Origin of the sequence: Meridianimarinicoccus marinus (assembly GCF_040689105.1) — a bacterium.
Lineage (GTDB): Bacteria > Pseudomonadota > Alphaproteobacteria > Rhodobacterales > Rhodobacteraceae > Meridianimarinicoccus > Meridianimarinicoccus marinus.
This window is the reverse complement of the sequence record NZ_JBFBVU010000004.1, coordinates 53,586-70,925: the sequence shown is the minus strand read 5'-3', so window position 1 is coordinate 70,925 and position 17,340 is coordinate 53,586. Positions and strand designations below refer to the sequence as shown.

Here is a 17,340-nt window from a genome sequence, read left to right as displayed (position 1 = left end):
CGTCGATTTGTCCGCCTCTCCCCAAGGCGATGCGAATCAAGATCTTCTGGTCCGGATGATCGAGGAAGCCCGCACCGTCAACCAGCAGACCACCCTGGTGCAGCGAGTCGAGATCCTGGATCGCACCGGCGGAGCCCAGCTTGCCATCGGCGATCTCGACACGGTGTCGTCGATCGACATCCTGACCGGCACCGGTGATGACGCCATCACCATCGACGTGGCCTCCTTCGGGCTGGAAACCGTGCCGGGCATCCACATCGATGCCGGGCAGGGGGCCGACCGCATTACCCTCGCCGGGGCGGCCGATACCGATTGGGACGTGATCGCGGACAACTCCGGCACCGCCACGGGCGGGGTCGATCTGAGCTTCCTGAATGTCGAGACCCTGGAAGGGGCGGCGGACAACGACGACACGTTCACCATCCATGACACGGCCTTGCTGGAAGGCGGCGTCATCGGCGGCGACCGCGGCTTCGACACCCTCGCCTTTGCCGGCGCGGCGCCCAACAGCACCCTGTCGATTCCACAGGATTCCTCGTCCGGCATCGTCGTGCGCGATGGCCGCAGCTACAGCTATTCCGGGCTTGAGCCGGTCGATCTGAACATTTCCAACCAGTTCTCCTTCATCGACGGCATCGGCGGTCCGGGCGATGGCCTGGTCGAAACCTTTACCCTGTCGGGTTCGGGCACGGGGTTCGTGCTGGCCGGGTCGGATTCGGAATCCCAGGGCTTCTCCCTGACGGCTGGCACGCAGGAAATCCGGCTGGATTTCGGCAGCGAGGATCACGTCCAGATCGATGGCGCGTTCGACCTGACCGCGCTGGGGGGCAGCGGTGTCAACCTGTATGTGTCCGCCGGGTCCATCAGCCTGTCCACGTTTGCGACGCTCATCGGTTTCAACAATGTCACCCTGTCGGCGTTCGACAGTTTCACCGACAGCCAAAGCTCGGTGCCGCTGTCGCCGGTGGATTTCACGCTGATCGACGAGGTTCTGTCGGCCAGCATTGCCATTGACGGACAGATCAGCGCCACCGGAGACGTGGCAATCTCGGCCACCGCGCATGCGGATATCGATCTTGATTTCGAGGGCGGCCTGAACAACGCGCTGCTGCCGTCCAACTCCCTTGGCGGCTATACCGATATCGATGTCCTGAGTACGGCGTCCCTGTCGGTGGGAAGCGCCGCGCAGATTTCCGGCGCTGGGGTGTCCCTGGAAGCGACAACCAATATCGACCTTGATGCCCATGTGTCCGAGACCGTGGGCATTTTCGTGAATGATACCGATGTCACCACATTCACCTCGGTCGATATCGAGGAAACCGCGATCCTGTCCGGCGGCGCCAATGGCGTGACGCTGGCCGCCCGCGACCTGTCCGAGATCGACTATGTGATCGACAATGCCGTCACGGCGGGCAGCGTGCTGCCGGGGATCCTTCCGGCGTCGCCTCTGGATGCCATCCTGTCGACCATCGACCTGACCCGTACGACCGAGGTCCTGCTGGGCGATGCCGGTGCCGGCAGCCAGAACGCCAGTTTCCTGAGCGCCACCGGCGCGGTGGAGATTGTCGCCGAGAACACCGGCGGGATCGGCAACCGCATCCTGCCCGCCACCCATGACACCGTGCCCGAACCGGGCCAGCGTCAAAAGCCGGTGACGCTGAACGACGGCGACACCGTGGTGCTTGCCGATGGCTACGGCAACGGCGGCGTGTCGAATGGCGTCTATGAATGGAGTGGCGGCAACGGTGTCGTCGTCGACCTGTATGACGAGGCGTATGCCGATCCGCTGACCGGTCTGCCGGTTTCGAACTGGACGTTCGTCGGCTCCAAGTCGCTGGCGGATTTCTTCGGCATCGCGGGCACCAGCCTGGGCGATACCGCGCGGGTCGAGATCGACCAGGTGGGCATTTCGGGGACTTCTGTCGACGCCGGGGCCAGCAATGACTCGGTGGCGGCGACCGTGGCCAACCTCAGCTACCAGGGCCTGACCGGCGGCGCGACCATCGCGGTGGCGGATTCCGCGCTGACGGCCTCGGCCGGCGATGTGTCGGTGACGGCGCAGGACAGCACCATCGCCATTTCAGAAGCGCGCGCGATGGCCTCGGATTTCGATCCTGCCAGCAGCGACCTGCGCACCAGCACCAGCCTGAACGCCCTGGGCACCTCGCCGCTGGGCTTTGCCGTGGATATCGTCTTCGCCGTGAACGAGGTCGAGCGGGTAATTTCCGCCACGGCGGACACGTCGCAACTGTCGGCCACGGCCGGCAATGTGGCGCTGTCGGCAACCAACGCCACGCAGGTGGCCGCCTATCATGAAGCCGCGACCGCTTCGGTGCAGAATTCGCTGGGCAGCTTCGGTGGCTTCGGCGTGGCCGCCACCTATGCCTCGAACCTGATCCGGGTGGCGGTGACAGCAGAAGCCCTGGACAGCACCCTGACCACCACCGGCAGCGGCGACATCATGGTCATCGCCACGGACACCAGTGCGATCGACGCCCGTGCCTCTGCCGGGGCAAAATCGCAGGGCGGTTCCACCCTGACCGGCGCCGGCGCCATTGCTTTCAACGCCATCGGGCTGAGCAATGTCGAGCCGTTCTCGGTCACCTTCGACGTGCTGCTCGGGTTCGATCCCTCGAACCTGTTCGTGGATGATACTGCCTGGGGCAACGTCGTGGCCCGCATCGACGGTGGCACGATCACCGCCGCCGATGACGTGATCGTGCAGGCGCTGTCGCGGGCGGCGATCAACGCCACCGTGTCCAGCGTGGCGGAATCGACCGCCGTCTCCGCCTATGGCGCACAAAGTCTTGCGGTGGGCGGCGTGCTGTCGCTGACCCGTATCGACCGTGACGTGCTGGCCGAAATCCTCGGGCTGGGGGCCGCCGGATCGAACGCCACAATCGACAATGTGACCACGGCGGGCGGGCTGGTCTCGGTCACCGCCGACGACATGTCGCGCCTTGCGGCCAACATCAAGGTGGTCAACAGCGCCTCGACCTCCAGCGACGGCGGGGCCAGTGTGCTCGACGCCGCGGTGAACCGCCTTTATCCGGCGGATTTCGACACCTCCGACGGCGGTTCGGCGATCATCAACTACGGTGACACGGTCCGCGTCGGCGGCGACTGGCCCGGCGAATTGGGCGAACAGGGCAGTGTCTATACGTATATGGGCGGCACTCCGCTGACCGTCGATTTCGACACCGGCATGGTGACTTCGGGGCCGACCGATACGCTGTTCGAATTGCCGGGCGCGCCCGACCCGGACACGGTCTATGGCTTCTTCAATCTCGACTACTGGAAGCCGCCGCTGGGCACCAACCTGATCCCGGAAGGCAACAACATCTCGCCGTCGGACAGTGCCGGGATCGGCGGCGCCATCGTCAGCAACGAGGTGGACGTCAATGTCGTGGCCCGCGTCGTCGCGGCGACGATCGAGGATCCGGCGCTGGGGCTGACCGTGGCGGCGGCGACGGTGGCGACCATCCGCGCCAGGGCGGATGTGAGCGCCGAAAGCTCGGGCGGCAATGTGGTGGGTGACGGCGCCTCGATCTCGGCGTCGGGCATCGTGGCCATGAACGTGCTGAACGGCAAGGTCGAAGCCTATGTCGACGGCAGCACCGTGGCACCCAACACCGGCAGCGTCGGCGATGTTCTGGTGCAGGCGACCAACGACAATTCCATCCTGGCCGAGAATGCCAATGCGGTCACCTCGGGGGCCAACAGCTATATCGTCGGGCTGGCGCTGAACACCATGGGCTGGGAGAACGTCCTGGGCCTGCTGGGCGGCACGTTCAACGCCCTGATCGGCGGCTTCGACGTGGAACAGCCGGGCGCGGAACTGTCCGCCCGCATCACCAACAGCACCATCGATTCCGACGGCTCGGTCTCGGTGATCGCCGAGGGCCGGTCCAGCATCGATGCCAGCCTGACCAACGCCGCCTCGACCGCAGCTTCGGCCTTCTTCAAGGCTGCCGCGGCCGCCTATGGCGGGGTGCTGTCGGGCAACAGCCTGTCGGCGCAGACCGAGGCCTATATCAGCACCAACTCGAATGTCACCGGCGACGCCGGTGTGACCGTGCGCGCCGTGGACAGCGCCACGATGACCGCCGTCAGCGAGTTGACGCTTGAGAACAGCGTCAACAACGACGCCGGCTTCGGGATTGCCAACGATATCCTTGGGCAGTTGGAGAACAGCTACGCCTATACCTCGAATTCCGGTGTCCAGACGCTGCGTTTCGGCGACCTGGTGCGCGTCGCCAGCGGTTATGGCAACGGCGGCACGCCGGGCGCGGTCTATCGCTATATGGGCACGTCGGCCAATGCGCCCAGCGGCGGCGACCTGGGGCTGCAGACCTACGACGATATTGCCTTCTGGCAGGAGGTGAATACGTCCAACGCACTGCCCAAGTCCCTGTCCAAGCTGGTGCTGAAGGAGTCCGGCATCAAGGACGCCCTGGGCAGCAACCAGGCCTTCGGCCTGCTGATCGCCCGCAACGACGTGGTGGGCGGCGTCAGTGCCTATATCGAGAATTCCGTCGTCAACGCCGACGCCGACATCAGTGTCAGCGCGGCGGAATCGGCCCAGTTGTCGGCCCGCGACACCTCGACCATGAAGGCCAGCGGTGGGGCCGGCGGGGTGGTCGTCACCAACAATCTGGTCAGCGGCGCCGACGCCTGGATCGTGAATGCCACGGTGGATGCGACCGATGGCGCCGGCACCGGCGGCGGCGTTTCGGTGCTGGCCACCAATGATGCGGTCGTCATGGCCGAAGCCCTGTCCAACTCGAAGGCGGGCAAGCAGCAGACCGTGACTCTGGGCGACGGTTCCCCCGGCAGCAAGGTGCCGGTCAACTTCATCGTGTCGTTCAACGCGCTGGGGTGGGAGGCCGACAATCTTCTGGTCGACCTGCTGGAGCCGGTGGTCGATCCCTTCATCGAAACCTTCGTGGACACACCGGGCGCCGATCATCAGTCCGATGACGCCGCCGCGGCTCTGTCTCTGGGCGAAGTCGTTGAATTTGTGGCCGGAAACGGCACCAATGGCGTGCCGGGCGACCTGTACCGCTATGTCGGTCTGCCGCCCCTGGGCACCGTCAACCTGACGCTTGAGGATTTCAGCGACAAGACCCGCTGGCGCAATGTGACGGGCGGCTATTTCACCCCCTTCTCGGCGGCCAGCGCCTTCATCCAGCAAGCCGATGTAGATGCCGACGGCGCGGTGGTCGTGCGGGCCGAAAGCGCCTCCGAGATGACCGCCGTGACCGGCAACGAACAGCAGGCCGTCAAGAAAAGCGACCTGGCGATCAATGCGAAGATGGGTGCCAAGGGCATGGCCGGCGGCTTCCTGTACGGCACCAACAAGGTCAATGGCGCCGCCGACGCCTGGATCGGGGCGCAGGGGGTGACAACCACCGTCGATGCCGGCGATGGCGTCACGGTCGAGGCCGTGGACCTGGTCAAGCTGGACAGCACCAGTACCGTGGTGGCGAATTCGGAAACCACCAGCAATCTGGACGCGCTGAAATCCACGGTTCAGGATCTGGACAGCTATGATTTCACGTCGAATTCCGGCCTGCAGAACCTGCTGACCTCGGTCGATATCCCTGGTCCGGCCGGGGTGCCGGGCAGCGGGATCGTGACCGGCAATTTCGGCGCCATTTTCGATACGGTCAGCGGCGAAATGCTGTCGGCCCCGGCGCTTGGCACCGTGGTCTACAACGAGGCCGACCAGAAGTTCTATGAGTATCTGGGCGGCGGCACCCTGGTGCTGGACACAGATGGCATCCTGAAGATGGATCTGGGCACCGCCACCTACAGCGACACCAATGTCTGGCGTCAGGTCACCGTCAACAACCTGGAAGACCTGCTGTTTCCCAATATCGGCAACCTGACCGCCTCGGACAGCCAGGCCCTGGGCGGGCTTCTGGTGTTCAACGACCTGCGGGGCGGGGCCACGGCGCAGATCATCAACGCCACCGTGACCGACACAGGCATCTCGTCCGGGATCACCGTGAATGCCTCGGAATCCGCCGAGATGAAGGCGCTGATCACCAACAACATCTCGTCGTCGGGCGGCAGTTTCGACGGCAAGGGCACCTCGCTGGCCTATGGCGGGGTAATCTCGGTCAACCGGACGCTGGCCTCGGCCGAGGCGATGGTGAAGGACAGCACGCTGACCGCAGACAGTGTTGGCGTCGGCGGGATCACCATCAGCGCCACCAATGCCGCGATCATGGACGCGACAACCTCGAACGCGCTGAACTCCGGCGACACGGCGCGCGGCGGCGCGCTGGCCTTCAACACGCTGGGGTGGAAGTCGAACAACATCCTGTTCGACACTTTCGAAACCATCATCGGCGACAATTTCGCCTCGGACCTGCTGAACCTCGACATCGGCTCGGGCGCCCGCGCCAGCCTGCAGGACAGCACCGTCTCCACCGCCGGGGTGCTGAGCGTTTCCGCCGACAATACCGCCGCCTTCAATGCGACCGTCTCGAATGCCGCGACCTCAGCCGCGTCGGCCCTGTTCAACGCCGGTGGCGAGGGGCAGGCCATCGTGGTGTCGTCGAACCGCATCTCGACCTACGCCGAAGCCTGGATCACCGAATCCGCCTCGCGCACCATCGATGCGACCGGCGGGGTCAGCGTCACCGCCAATGACGCGGCTTTCGCCAATGCCAACACCAAGATCATCACGGCGTCCTCGACCAGCAACGACGGCGGCGCCTCGCTGTATCAGGAGACCGCCAACGACTTTTTCGCCGTCGATTATGTCACCGGGCAGAACATCGGTCCGGTGGAAGTCGGATTCGGCGAACGCGTGCGGCTGGCCGATGATTTCAGCGGTGCCGGCGGCAATGCCGGCAGCGTTTACGAATACCTCGGACCGGACCTGACCGGCACCGGCACCACAATCGCGCTGGACGGCGAGAATTTCGCCAATACCGACATCTGGAAAGAGGTTCTGGAGGCCCAGGTCATTCCGCAGGGCCTGAACGTCACCCCGTCCAACAGCAAGGCCCTGTCGGGGATGCTGGCGGTCAACGACATGCGCAGCAATGCACTGGCCCATATCACCGGCGCGGATGTCACCACGGGGGCCACGGGCGGCGTCAAGGTCGAGGCGTTGGAAAACGCGACCTTCAATGTCGAGGTTGACGGCACCACCACCTCCTCGGGCGGCGACGCCTTTGGCGGCGGCGAAAGCAAGGCTTTCAGCGGCGCGCTCAGCACCAATTCGCTGACCGCCAACGTGAAGGCCTATATCGAGGATTCCGACATTGACGCGGGCACCGCCGGTGTGGATGTGGATGCCACCAATTCCGCCGTGCTGACCGCCAACACACAAGTGATGATCGAAACCGGGGCCGATGGCATCAACATCGTCCTGGCCTTCAACAATCTCGGTCTGGAACTGCGCAGCTTCATCATCCAGGGCATCGAGGTTCTGCTGGGCAACAGCGCGCTGGAACAGGAAGGGCTGATCTCGATCGGCGATCCGGGGATCGCGACCGAAGCCTATATCACCGACAGCACGGTGATCTCGGGCGGCGGCGTGTCGGTGGATGCGCTGAATTCGGCGGTGCTGGACGCCAGCATGGGCAATTCCGCGACCACCGCGGCCTCGGCGCTTTACGGTGCCAACGGTTCCAGCCTGGCGGCCGGCATGGCCAGCAACAAGGCAGCATCCCGGGCCGCGGCCTGGATCGGCGATGGCAGCGGCACCGGCGATGGTTCACTGCTGACCCATGACACCACCATCACAGCGGCGGGCGCGGTCACGGTCACCGCCTTCGATGACAGCGCGCTGATCAGCGAGACCCTGGTCAAGTCGATTTCTTCCGCCAGCAATGATGGCGGCGCGGGGATCCTGAACGATTTCATCAACGATCTGGCACGCGACTACGACTATACGACGCTCAGCGAGGACGCCAATGCCGCCACGGTGGATCTGGAATTCGGCGACCTTGTGTTCATCGACAGCGGCTTCGCGGACAGCGCACTGGTCGGCAAGGTCTTCCAGTACATGGGCACTGCGGCCAGCGGCGCGGCGACCGATCTGTCGACGCTGCACAGCGGCGCGGCGCAGGACTTTGCCGATGCCGACTACTGGAAAGAGGTGGTCGATGACAATCTGATCCCGACGGCCATCGCCAAGGCGGCCCTGAAATCGGCGGGATTGGGCACGGGGCAAAGCAATGCCTTCGGCGGGTTGATCTCGTTCAACGACATGCGCGCCGGGGCCGCTGCCTGGATCACGGATGCGAATATCGACACCAGCAGCGGCGGTGTCCTGGTTCATGCGGATCTGTCGGTCCGGCACGAGGCGGTGGACGATTCCACCGTGTCTTCCAGCGGCAAGGGCGGAGAGCTGAAAGGCAAGAACGTCGGCACCTTCGGGGCCGTCAACGGCATCCTGACCACCAACTACCTGCAAGGCGGGGCCCGCGCTTTCGTCAATGATACCAACATTGAAGAGGCGGATGGCTCGGGCATCGGTGGCGACGTTCTGGTGCGCGCCGACAATACCAGCATCTTCGATACCTCGACGACGTCCAACGTCACGGGCAAGGCCGGCAAGAATTTCGGGTTCACCGTTGCCTTCAACGCCATCGGCTATGGATCGCCGGTCAAGAACACCTTCCTGAACGCCTTCGAGGCCCTGATCGGCGACGACATATTCTCGGATCTGATCGACATGGGGCTGGGGCAAGGTCCGGAGACGTTCGCGCAGGCCTATATCACCGATGCCAATGTCGAGGCGGATGGCAACGTGCGGGTGATCGCCGTCAACGATGTGCAGGCCCATGCGGTGGTCGGTGCGTCCAACGTGGTAACCTCCACCAATGAATTCGCCATCAACGCGAAATACGAAGCCTCGGGCATGGCCGCGGTGGGGCTTCTGGCCTCGAACCGGATGCTCAGCGCGACCGAGGCCTGGATCGGTCAGGCGGGCGACACCACCACGGTGATCGCGGGCGGCGATGTGGAAGTGCGCGCCGACGAGACCGCCTTCATCCAGGCCGACAGCACCATGGTGGCCGAACAGGCCTCCACCAACAATATCAACGCTCTGGCAGGGGTCGTGAACCGCTTTGCGGGCACCGAATACGACTTTACCCACCGGTCCGGCACGCAGCTTGTGCAGACGGTGAACGCGATCTCGGAAGAATTCTGGCAGACCGATCCCCTGAATCCGGCCAGCATCAAGGAAGGTCTCGACTTCGGGGCGATCAGCAATGCCTCGCTGCGCGGCACCATGGTGCTGGGGGTCGACGGCAAGATCTACGAATACACCGGTCTGGGGCTGCTGCCGGGGCAACTGTACGATCTGAGCGTGGTTGGCGACGTCAATGACGCTACCTGGCTGGCGGAGCAACTGGCCTGGACCGAGGTGACGGCGACCGACTACGCCGACATCCTGTTCCCGAACATCGGCAATCTGACCGACAGCGACAGCGAATCCTACGGCGGGCTGGTGCTGCTGAACAAGGCGCGGGCGGGGGTCAGTGCGCGCATCGACAGCGCATCGGTTACGACCACCGACGGCGCGGTGTCGGTCACCGCGCTGGAAAGCGCGGCACTGTCGTCCAACGTGCTGGCCAGTGTGTCTTCCTCGGGCGGATCGGCCTTCGGCACCGGGACATCCCTGGCCGCCAACGGACAGATCGTGACCAACGGGCTGATGGCCTCGGCGGAAGCCTATATTACCGACTCCACGATCACGGCGCAGACCGACAGCAATGACACCGGACCGGTGGACGCCGAAGATGGCGGCACCACCGAAGGCGACGTTCTGGTACATGCGGTGCAGGACGCGCAAATGGATGCCCGGCTTGAATCGGCCACCAATACGGGCGCGGATGGCTATGGCGTGACCCTGGCCTTCAACACGCTGGGCTGGGACACCCAGAACGTTCTGTTCAACCTGTTCGATGTGTTTCTGGGCGGGTTGATCCAGTCGGCCTCGTCCTCGGTCAACGGGTTCGACAATTCCGAGGCCGCCACGGCGACAGCCTATGTCTCGGATTCGACAGTGACAGCGGGCGACGACCTGCGGGTGATCGCCGACAACACCGCGGCCTTCAACGCCACCACGACGAATGCCGCCGACAGCACCGCCTCGGCGCTGTACGACGCAGAGGGCAAGAGCCTCGGGTTCATCGTCACCTCGAACAAGGTCAACAGCGGCGCGGTTGCCTATATCAGCGAAAGCGCGGCGCGCCTGATCATTGCCGGGGATGCGGTGGTGGTGCAGGCCCGTGACCTGAGCCAGAACTTCGCCAACACCAAGCTGGTGTCCTCCTCGACGGTCACCAACGATGGCGGGGCGGCGGTGGTTCAGGAAACCCTGAACGACCTGCTTCCGGTGCAATATGCCGCCGCCGACGGGGCCGGTCAGCTGCGGGATCTGGTCTATGGCGACCGGGTGCGCCTGGCCGATGATTTCGGCACCACCACCACCGGCGCGGGCAATGCCGGCAGCATCTACACCTTCATGGGCGCAACCGCCGCGCAGGTGGATCTGGACAACACCAACTACCTCGATCTCGACCTCTGGAAGGAAGAGCCGGTCGCCAATGCGGTTCCGCAAGGGCTGAACATCACCGGGTCGGAGTCGCTTGCCGTGGGCGGCATGGTGGTGCTGAACGACCTGATCGCCGCGACTTCGGCCACCATCACTGGCGCGGACATCACTGCCGGGGCCGGCGGGGTCAGTGTCGCGGCGGATGAAACCGCCACCATGAAGGCCGAGATCGACAGCGCCGTCACCTCCTCGGGCGGATCGGCCACCGGCGGCGGCAGCAGCGACGCCTACAACCTTGTTTTGGCGACGAATATCGTCAATGCCGACGCGCTGGCCCTGATTGACAACAGCGATATATTCTCGGTCGGCGAGGTGTCGGTCGAGGCGCGCAACGACACGGTTCTGGACGCGCTGATCAAGAGCACGACCACCACCGGCGATACCGGCGTCGGCCTGACCTTCGCCTTCAACAGCGTCGGCTGGGCACCCACGGCGACCTTCATCACGCTGATCGACACGGTGCTGGGCGATCCTGTCGTCTCGGGCGCGCTTGGCGGTCAGACCAATGTGGACACCATCGCGAAGATCAACAATTCGGATGTGATCTCTACCGCGGGGGCCGTGACGGTCAAAGCGGTCAACAACGCCGCCATCATCGCCGACATGAGCAACGAGTCCAGTTCCGCGGCCTCGGCGCTGGTCGATGCATCGGGCACGGCCGTCGGCGCGATCGTGACCTCGAACAAGGTGGCGGCCAATACAGAGGCCTCGATCCTGCATTCCCAAGCCAATCCGGACGCGCTGAACGCTGACCGGATCCAGGGCGCGCTGGGGGTATCGGTAACGGCCGACGAGACCGCGACCATCGACGCAGAGGTGGTGCTGAAGGCGATCTCGACGGTTCAGAACGATGGTGGCATCTCGATCGCGGCGGATCTGATCGACAGCTATGCGCAGGACTACAAGTTCACCACCTTGTCCGGCACCCGCAATGTGCTGATCGGCGACAAGGTGCGCCTGGGCAGCGGTTTCGGCACAGACGAGGGCCGGCTCTTCCGCTTCACGGGCCTGTTGCAGGATCCCGCCGGGCTGAACGTGGACCTGACCTTCGAAGACGCCATCGAGGCCTTTTACAACGGCATCACGCCGGCGGCCGGCATCGCGCCGGACCTGGGCTTCGACATTGATCTGTCGAACATGAATCTTGTCGATTTCCAGACCGCGGACTGGATCGAGATCGTCAATTTCGGCCTGTCGGATCTGACCGAACTGGTCAACACCAACATCACCGAATCCGACAGCACCGCAGTGGGCGGGATGATCAGCCTGAACGATCTGCGCGGCGGCGTCTCGGCACTGGTCACGAACATCGACCTGGACAGCACCACCGGCCCGATCGAGGTCTCGGCCAGCGAAACCGCCACGCTGACGGCGATGAATGACAGCGTCGTCGAATCCGACGGCAACAGCTATTTCGCCGACGGCTCCTCGACCGCGTTCAACGGGGTCATTGCGACCAACGTGCTGCTGTCCTCGGCGACCACGACGGTCACCAACAGCGATCTGACCACGGCCACTTCTGGCGACATTGTGGTCACCGGGGACAACAGTTCGGTCCTGGATGCCGAGATCAACAACCAGACCACGGCGAACGGGACCGCTGTCGGGGTGACGCTGGCCTTCAGCACCATCGGCTACGATCCGCAGAACTTCCTGTTCAACCTGGTGGATACGGTCTTCGGCACCGGGATCGCGACCCTGAATCCGGCCTCGGTGGCGGTCAGTGTCCTCAATTCGGATCTTGACCCGGCGGGGTCGATAACCGTGACCGCCACCAACGCGGCGGATCTGACGTCGAACATCCTGACCTCGGCGGTGTCCCTGAACCCCGGGTTCGTGGGCAACCGCGATGCGATCTCGATCACCGGCAACGTGGCGCGCACCGGATTGGCCCTGAACACCACCGCGACCATTGACGGAGCCTCGACGCTGACGGCCGGCGGCAATCTGTCGGTGGCGGCCACCAGCACGGGCGACATCGTGTCGAACGTCATCGCGCCGGCGGTGGCCATAGGCGCCTCGGCCGGCGGCAAGAGCACATCCATCGCCGTGGGCATCAGCATCGCCCGCAACGAATCTGTCGGCAACACCAGCGCCAGCATCCAGAATGTGACCACCGGATCGATCGACGGCGACCTGTCGGTGACCGCCTCCAACAGCGCCACGATCTTCGCCTCCTCGGCGGCGGCGGCCATCGGGGTCAGTGCGTCCGCAAGTTCGACCTCGTTCGGGGTTTCGGGCGGCGGCGCCACAGCGGTCAACAAGATCGGCGGCCGCACCGATGCCTTCGTGGCGAACAGTTCCCTGACCGTGGGCAACCAGAGCGACGACAACATCGGCAGTGTCACCGTGTCGGCTTCGGACAGCGCCGATATCGATGCGGTGATCGCGGCGCTCAGCTTCAATTTCTCGGGATCGACGGCGGGCAATGCCACCGGGGTGGCCATCGGTGTGTCCATCGCGCGCAACCTGATTGGCTGGGATGAATACAACTTCGGCAGTCCGCTGTCGCCGAAATCCAGCCCGGCGTCGGGCGTGAACGCCTATATCGAAAACACCACGCTGACCGCTGACGAGGACATCACCGTCAGCGCCACCACCACCACCCAGATCGACGCGCTGCTGGCCTCGATCTCGCTGGCGGTGGCGGCCAGCGCCTCGGGCAATGCCACCGGCGTTGCGGTCGGGGGACTTGGCGCCGAAAACAGCATCGGCCGCGATTCCAACGCCTATATTTCCGGCGGCTCGCTGGTGAAGAGCACTTACGAAAGCATTTCGGTTACCGCCAGTGACACCGCGACGATTCGGGCGGCGGCAGCGGCGGTCGGCGGCACGGCGGCCATCGGCAGCAGCAATGCGACAAGCGTTTCGGTCTCGCTGGCGCTGGTATTCAACAATATCGAAAACGACATCAAGGCCTATATCGACGGCACGACCCTGGTGCAGGCGGCGGGCGCCATAACCGTGGCGGCGGACAACACCTCGGTCATCGAGGCCATTGGCGCATCTGTGTCGATCTCGGCCGCCGCCGGTCTTGGCGGCAATAGCGTCGCGGTCTCTGCCGGGGGCGCATTGGTTGCCAACTACATCGACAACGATGTGATCGCCTATGTGGACGGGGTGGATCTGGACAGTGGGTCACTGGTCGTCCGGTCCACGTTCGACGGGTCCATCGACGCCATCGTGGCGGCGGTCACCGCGTCGGCGGCGCTTGGCTCCAACAACGCGGTGGGGGTTGCCGCAGGGGCCGCAATCGCGCTCAACGACATCCAGAGCGACGGGGCGCGCAACAAGATCTGGGCCTATGTGCAGGACAGCAAGATCGACGCCTCGGACATCACGGTCGAGGCGGACTCCGACGCTGCGATCCGGGCCATCGTCGAATCCACCGCCATGGCCCTGGCCGGCAGCGGCAGCAATGCCGTCGGCGTCAGCCTGGGCGCGTCGGCTGCCAGCAACACCATCCGCAGTTCGGTGCGGGCTTTCATTTCGGGCGACGGCACCGGGCAGGGCGCGGGCATCCGTTCCGGCGATGTGACCGTGCGCGCCAGCGACAGCGGCAGCATCCAGGTCATCTCTTTCGGCGGCGCGGCGGCGGCGGCCTTCGGCAACACGGCTGTGGGCATTTCCATCGGGCTGGCCACGGCGGTCAACCAGATCGACACCGACGCGCGGGCGGAAATCCTTGGCGTCGACGACCTGCTGAATTCCTCCGGTACGGTTCTGGTCGAAGGCCTTCAGGATGCAACGATCTCGGCGATCACGGCGGCGGCCTCCTTCGCGGTGGCGATCGGCTCCACCGGTGTTGCCGTTTCGGGCGGCGGGGCCATCGGTCTCAACCAGGTCGTGTCGAGCCTGACCGCGGAAATATCCGACAGCGATGTCGATGCGACCGGCGATATCAGGGTGCGTGCCGACAGTTCCGCCACCATCGACGCCAGCAATGTCGCCATCGCGCTTGCGGTCGGCGGCGGCTCGACCGGGGTCGGCGTGGCCATCGGCGCCGCGCTTGCCATCAACGACATGGGCTTCGTTGGCGTCCGGGGGTCGGGCGCCAATCCCGCAACCTGGAGTGCCGATCAGAATTCCTGGGGCGTGACCCGCAGCGGCGGCGGTATCCGCGCTGCGATCACCGACAGCACTGTCGATGCCACGGGCATCGTCGAGGTTTCCGCCGAAAGCGACCGGACGATCAACGCCAATGTGGTTGCGGCCTCGGTGGCGCTGGCCGCCGGATCGACCGGGGTCGGCGTGGCCGGATCGGGCGTTCTGACCATGAACAATATCGGGGCCGACGTGGAAGCCCTGATCGACGGCAGCACGGCGACGGGCAACTCTGACGCCACCGTGGATGCGGATCGCGTGGTGGTGAGCGCCGAGAACACCTCGACCATTACCGCCAACGCCGGGTCGGCGGCGGTCGCGGCGGCACTCGGGTCCACGGGGGTCGCGGTGTCCATCGGGCTGGCGTTCTCCACCAACCGGATCGATGGCCGGATCGAGGCCGGGATCCTGAATGTCGACCGCGTGACCACGACCGATGTCGATCTGCTGCCGGATATTTCAGTCACGGCGCGGGACGGGGCGACGATCACCAGCAATGTGGCGGCGGCCTCCATCGGGGTCGGCATCGGCTCGCAGGGGATCGCGGTCAGCGGCGGCGCGGCCTTCGCCCTGAACACGATCCTGACGGATCTGAGCGCCCATATCACCGGATCGGGCCAGAATGGCGGCGTGAACGCGGACGGCGATATCCTGGTGCGGGCGCTGTCGGACGGGGATATCGACGCCCTTGTGCTGGCGGTCGCCGCGGCGGTCGGGGCCGGGCAGACAGGGGTTGGCGTCGCCATTGGCGCGGCCATCGCCCAGAACAACCTCGGGTACGAGCTGATCAGCTTTGACACGGCCTTCGAAACCTGGCCATCGCTGCTGAATACAGCGGATATTTCGGCGACAATCAGTGACAGCGTGGTCGATACCGACGGCGATCTGGTGGTCGAGGCCGACGCGGATCAGTCTATCGATGCTGCGGTTGCAGCCGGGGCTGTTGCCATCGCGGGCGGCCAAACCGGCGTTGGTGTCGGCGGGTCCGGTGTGTTCGTCGAGAACAACATTTCCGCCAATGTCGAGGCCGTGGTCAAAAGCACCGGCACCACCACGACGGTCGGCGCGGACACGATCACGCTGGAGGCCACCAACAACGCCTCGATCATGGCCCTTGCGGGTGCGGCGGCCGTGGCGGCGGCGGTCGGGCAGGTCGGGGTGGCCGTCTCGGTCGGCGTGGCCTTCGCGCGCAACCTCATCACCGGTGGCACCCGCGCAGGGTTCGACGGCGTGACCGACATCACCACCGATGGCGGCGACGACAATCCCGACGTGGTGATCAGCGCGGCCGAGACAGGCACAATCGATGCCATTGGCGCTGCGGCGTCGCTGGCGGCCGGATTCGGTCAAGTCGGGGTTGCGGTGTCGGGCGCGGGCGCGATCACCACCAACGTGATCCTGTCCAGTGTCGAGGCCTTCATCCGCAACAGCGATGCAAGCTCCATCGCGGGCGACGTGGATATCGACGCCCGTTCCACCAGCACCATCAACGCCATCACCGGTGCGGCCTCGGCGGCCATTGCCGGGGGCCAGGTCGGGGTCGGCGTGGCTGTGGGCGCCGCGGTGGCGATCAACAATATCGGGTTCGTGCCGGGCCTGGATCCCGAAGGCATACCGACACTGAACCCGGTTGTGGTCTACGCCTATGTCGAAGACAGCGATCTGACCATCGCCGGCGATCTGACTCTGGACTCCACGTCGAACCAGACCATCAATTCCGCCGTGGACGCGGCGTCGATCGGGATCGCGGCAGGCCAGGTCGGCGTTGCCGCCGCAGGCTCGGGCGTGTCGGTCATCAACAACATCGCCGTGGATGCCGCCGCCTTCATCGATGGCAGTGCCAACGACAACCGCACGGATGTGAACTCCGGCGCGGATGAGCGGGTCGAGGCGGCATCCGTCACGCTGACGGCGTCGGACACGTCGACCATCAATTCGCAGGCCGGCGCGGTTGCGATCACCTTCTCGGCCGGAATGGTCGGGGTGTCGGTGTCGCTGGCCGGCACCATGGCGCTGAACAACCTGGGCTCGACGACCCGCGCCTATATCACCGACATGACCGAAGTGGCCTCGACGGTGGGCGGCATCACGGTGGATGCCTCTTCGACGGCGACGATCAATTCCCTGGCTCTGGCCGCCTCGCTGGCGGCGAGCTTCGGGCTGGTCGGTGTCGCGGTGGCCGGTGCCGGGGCGGCGTCGGTCAACATCGTAAACTCTGATGTGCTGGCCTTCGTCAGTTCAAGCGACCTGGATTCCGCAGGCACCATCGACGTTCTGGCCACCAATAACGCCACCGTCAATTCCCTGATCGGGGCCAATGCAGCCGCAGTCGGCGGTGGCGGCGTGGGCGTTGGCGTGGCGGTAGGCGTGGCCGTGGCGCACAACTATGTGGGCTTCGGCGTCAGCGTCGTAAACCAGAGCGATGGCGTCAACATCGGCAATCCGAACACCGCGCTCACGGCCCAGACCCATGCCTATATCGAGGACAGCGACCTGATCGCGTCCGGCAAGATCACGGTCGAGGCGCTGTCGGACATGGATATCGACGCGCTGGTGGAATCGCTGGCCGTCGGAGTCGGTGTGGGCGGCGCCGGAGCCGGCGGCGCCGGTGCCGGGTCCAATGTGGTCAATTACATCCGGGTCGACAC

The 17,340-nt window shown here is 65.1% G+C and carries 1 protein-coding gene (cut by a window edge); it reads left to right on the top strand.

What is annotated here, in order from left to right:
- Nucleotides 1-55 precede the first annotated feature (55 nt).
- Nucleotides 56-17,340, top strand: the start of a protein-coding gene (locus AB0T83_RS05025) for a hypothetical protein (protein ID WP_366192071.1). 21,703 nt of this gene lie beyond the right edge of the window; only the first 17,285 of its 38,988 coding nucleotides appear in the window; the start codon lies at nucleotides 56-58; its stop codon lies off the right edge, out of view.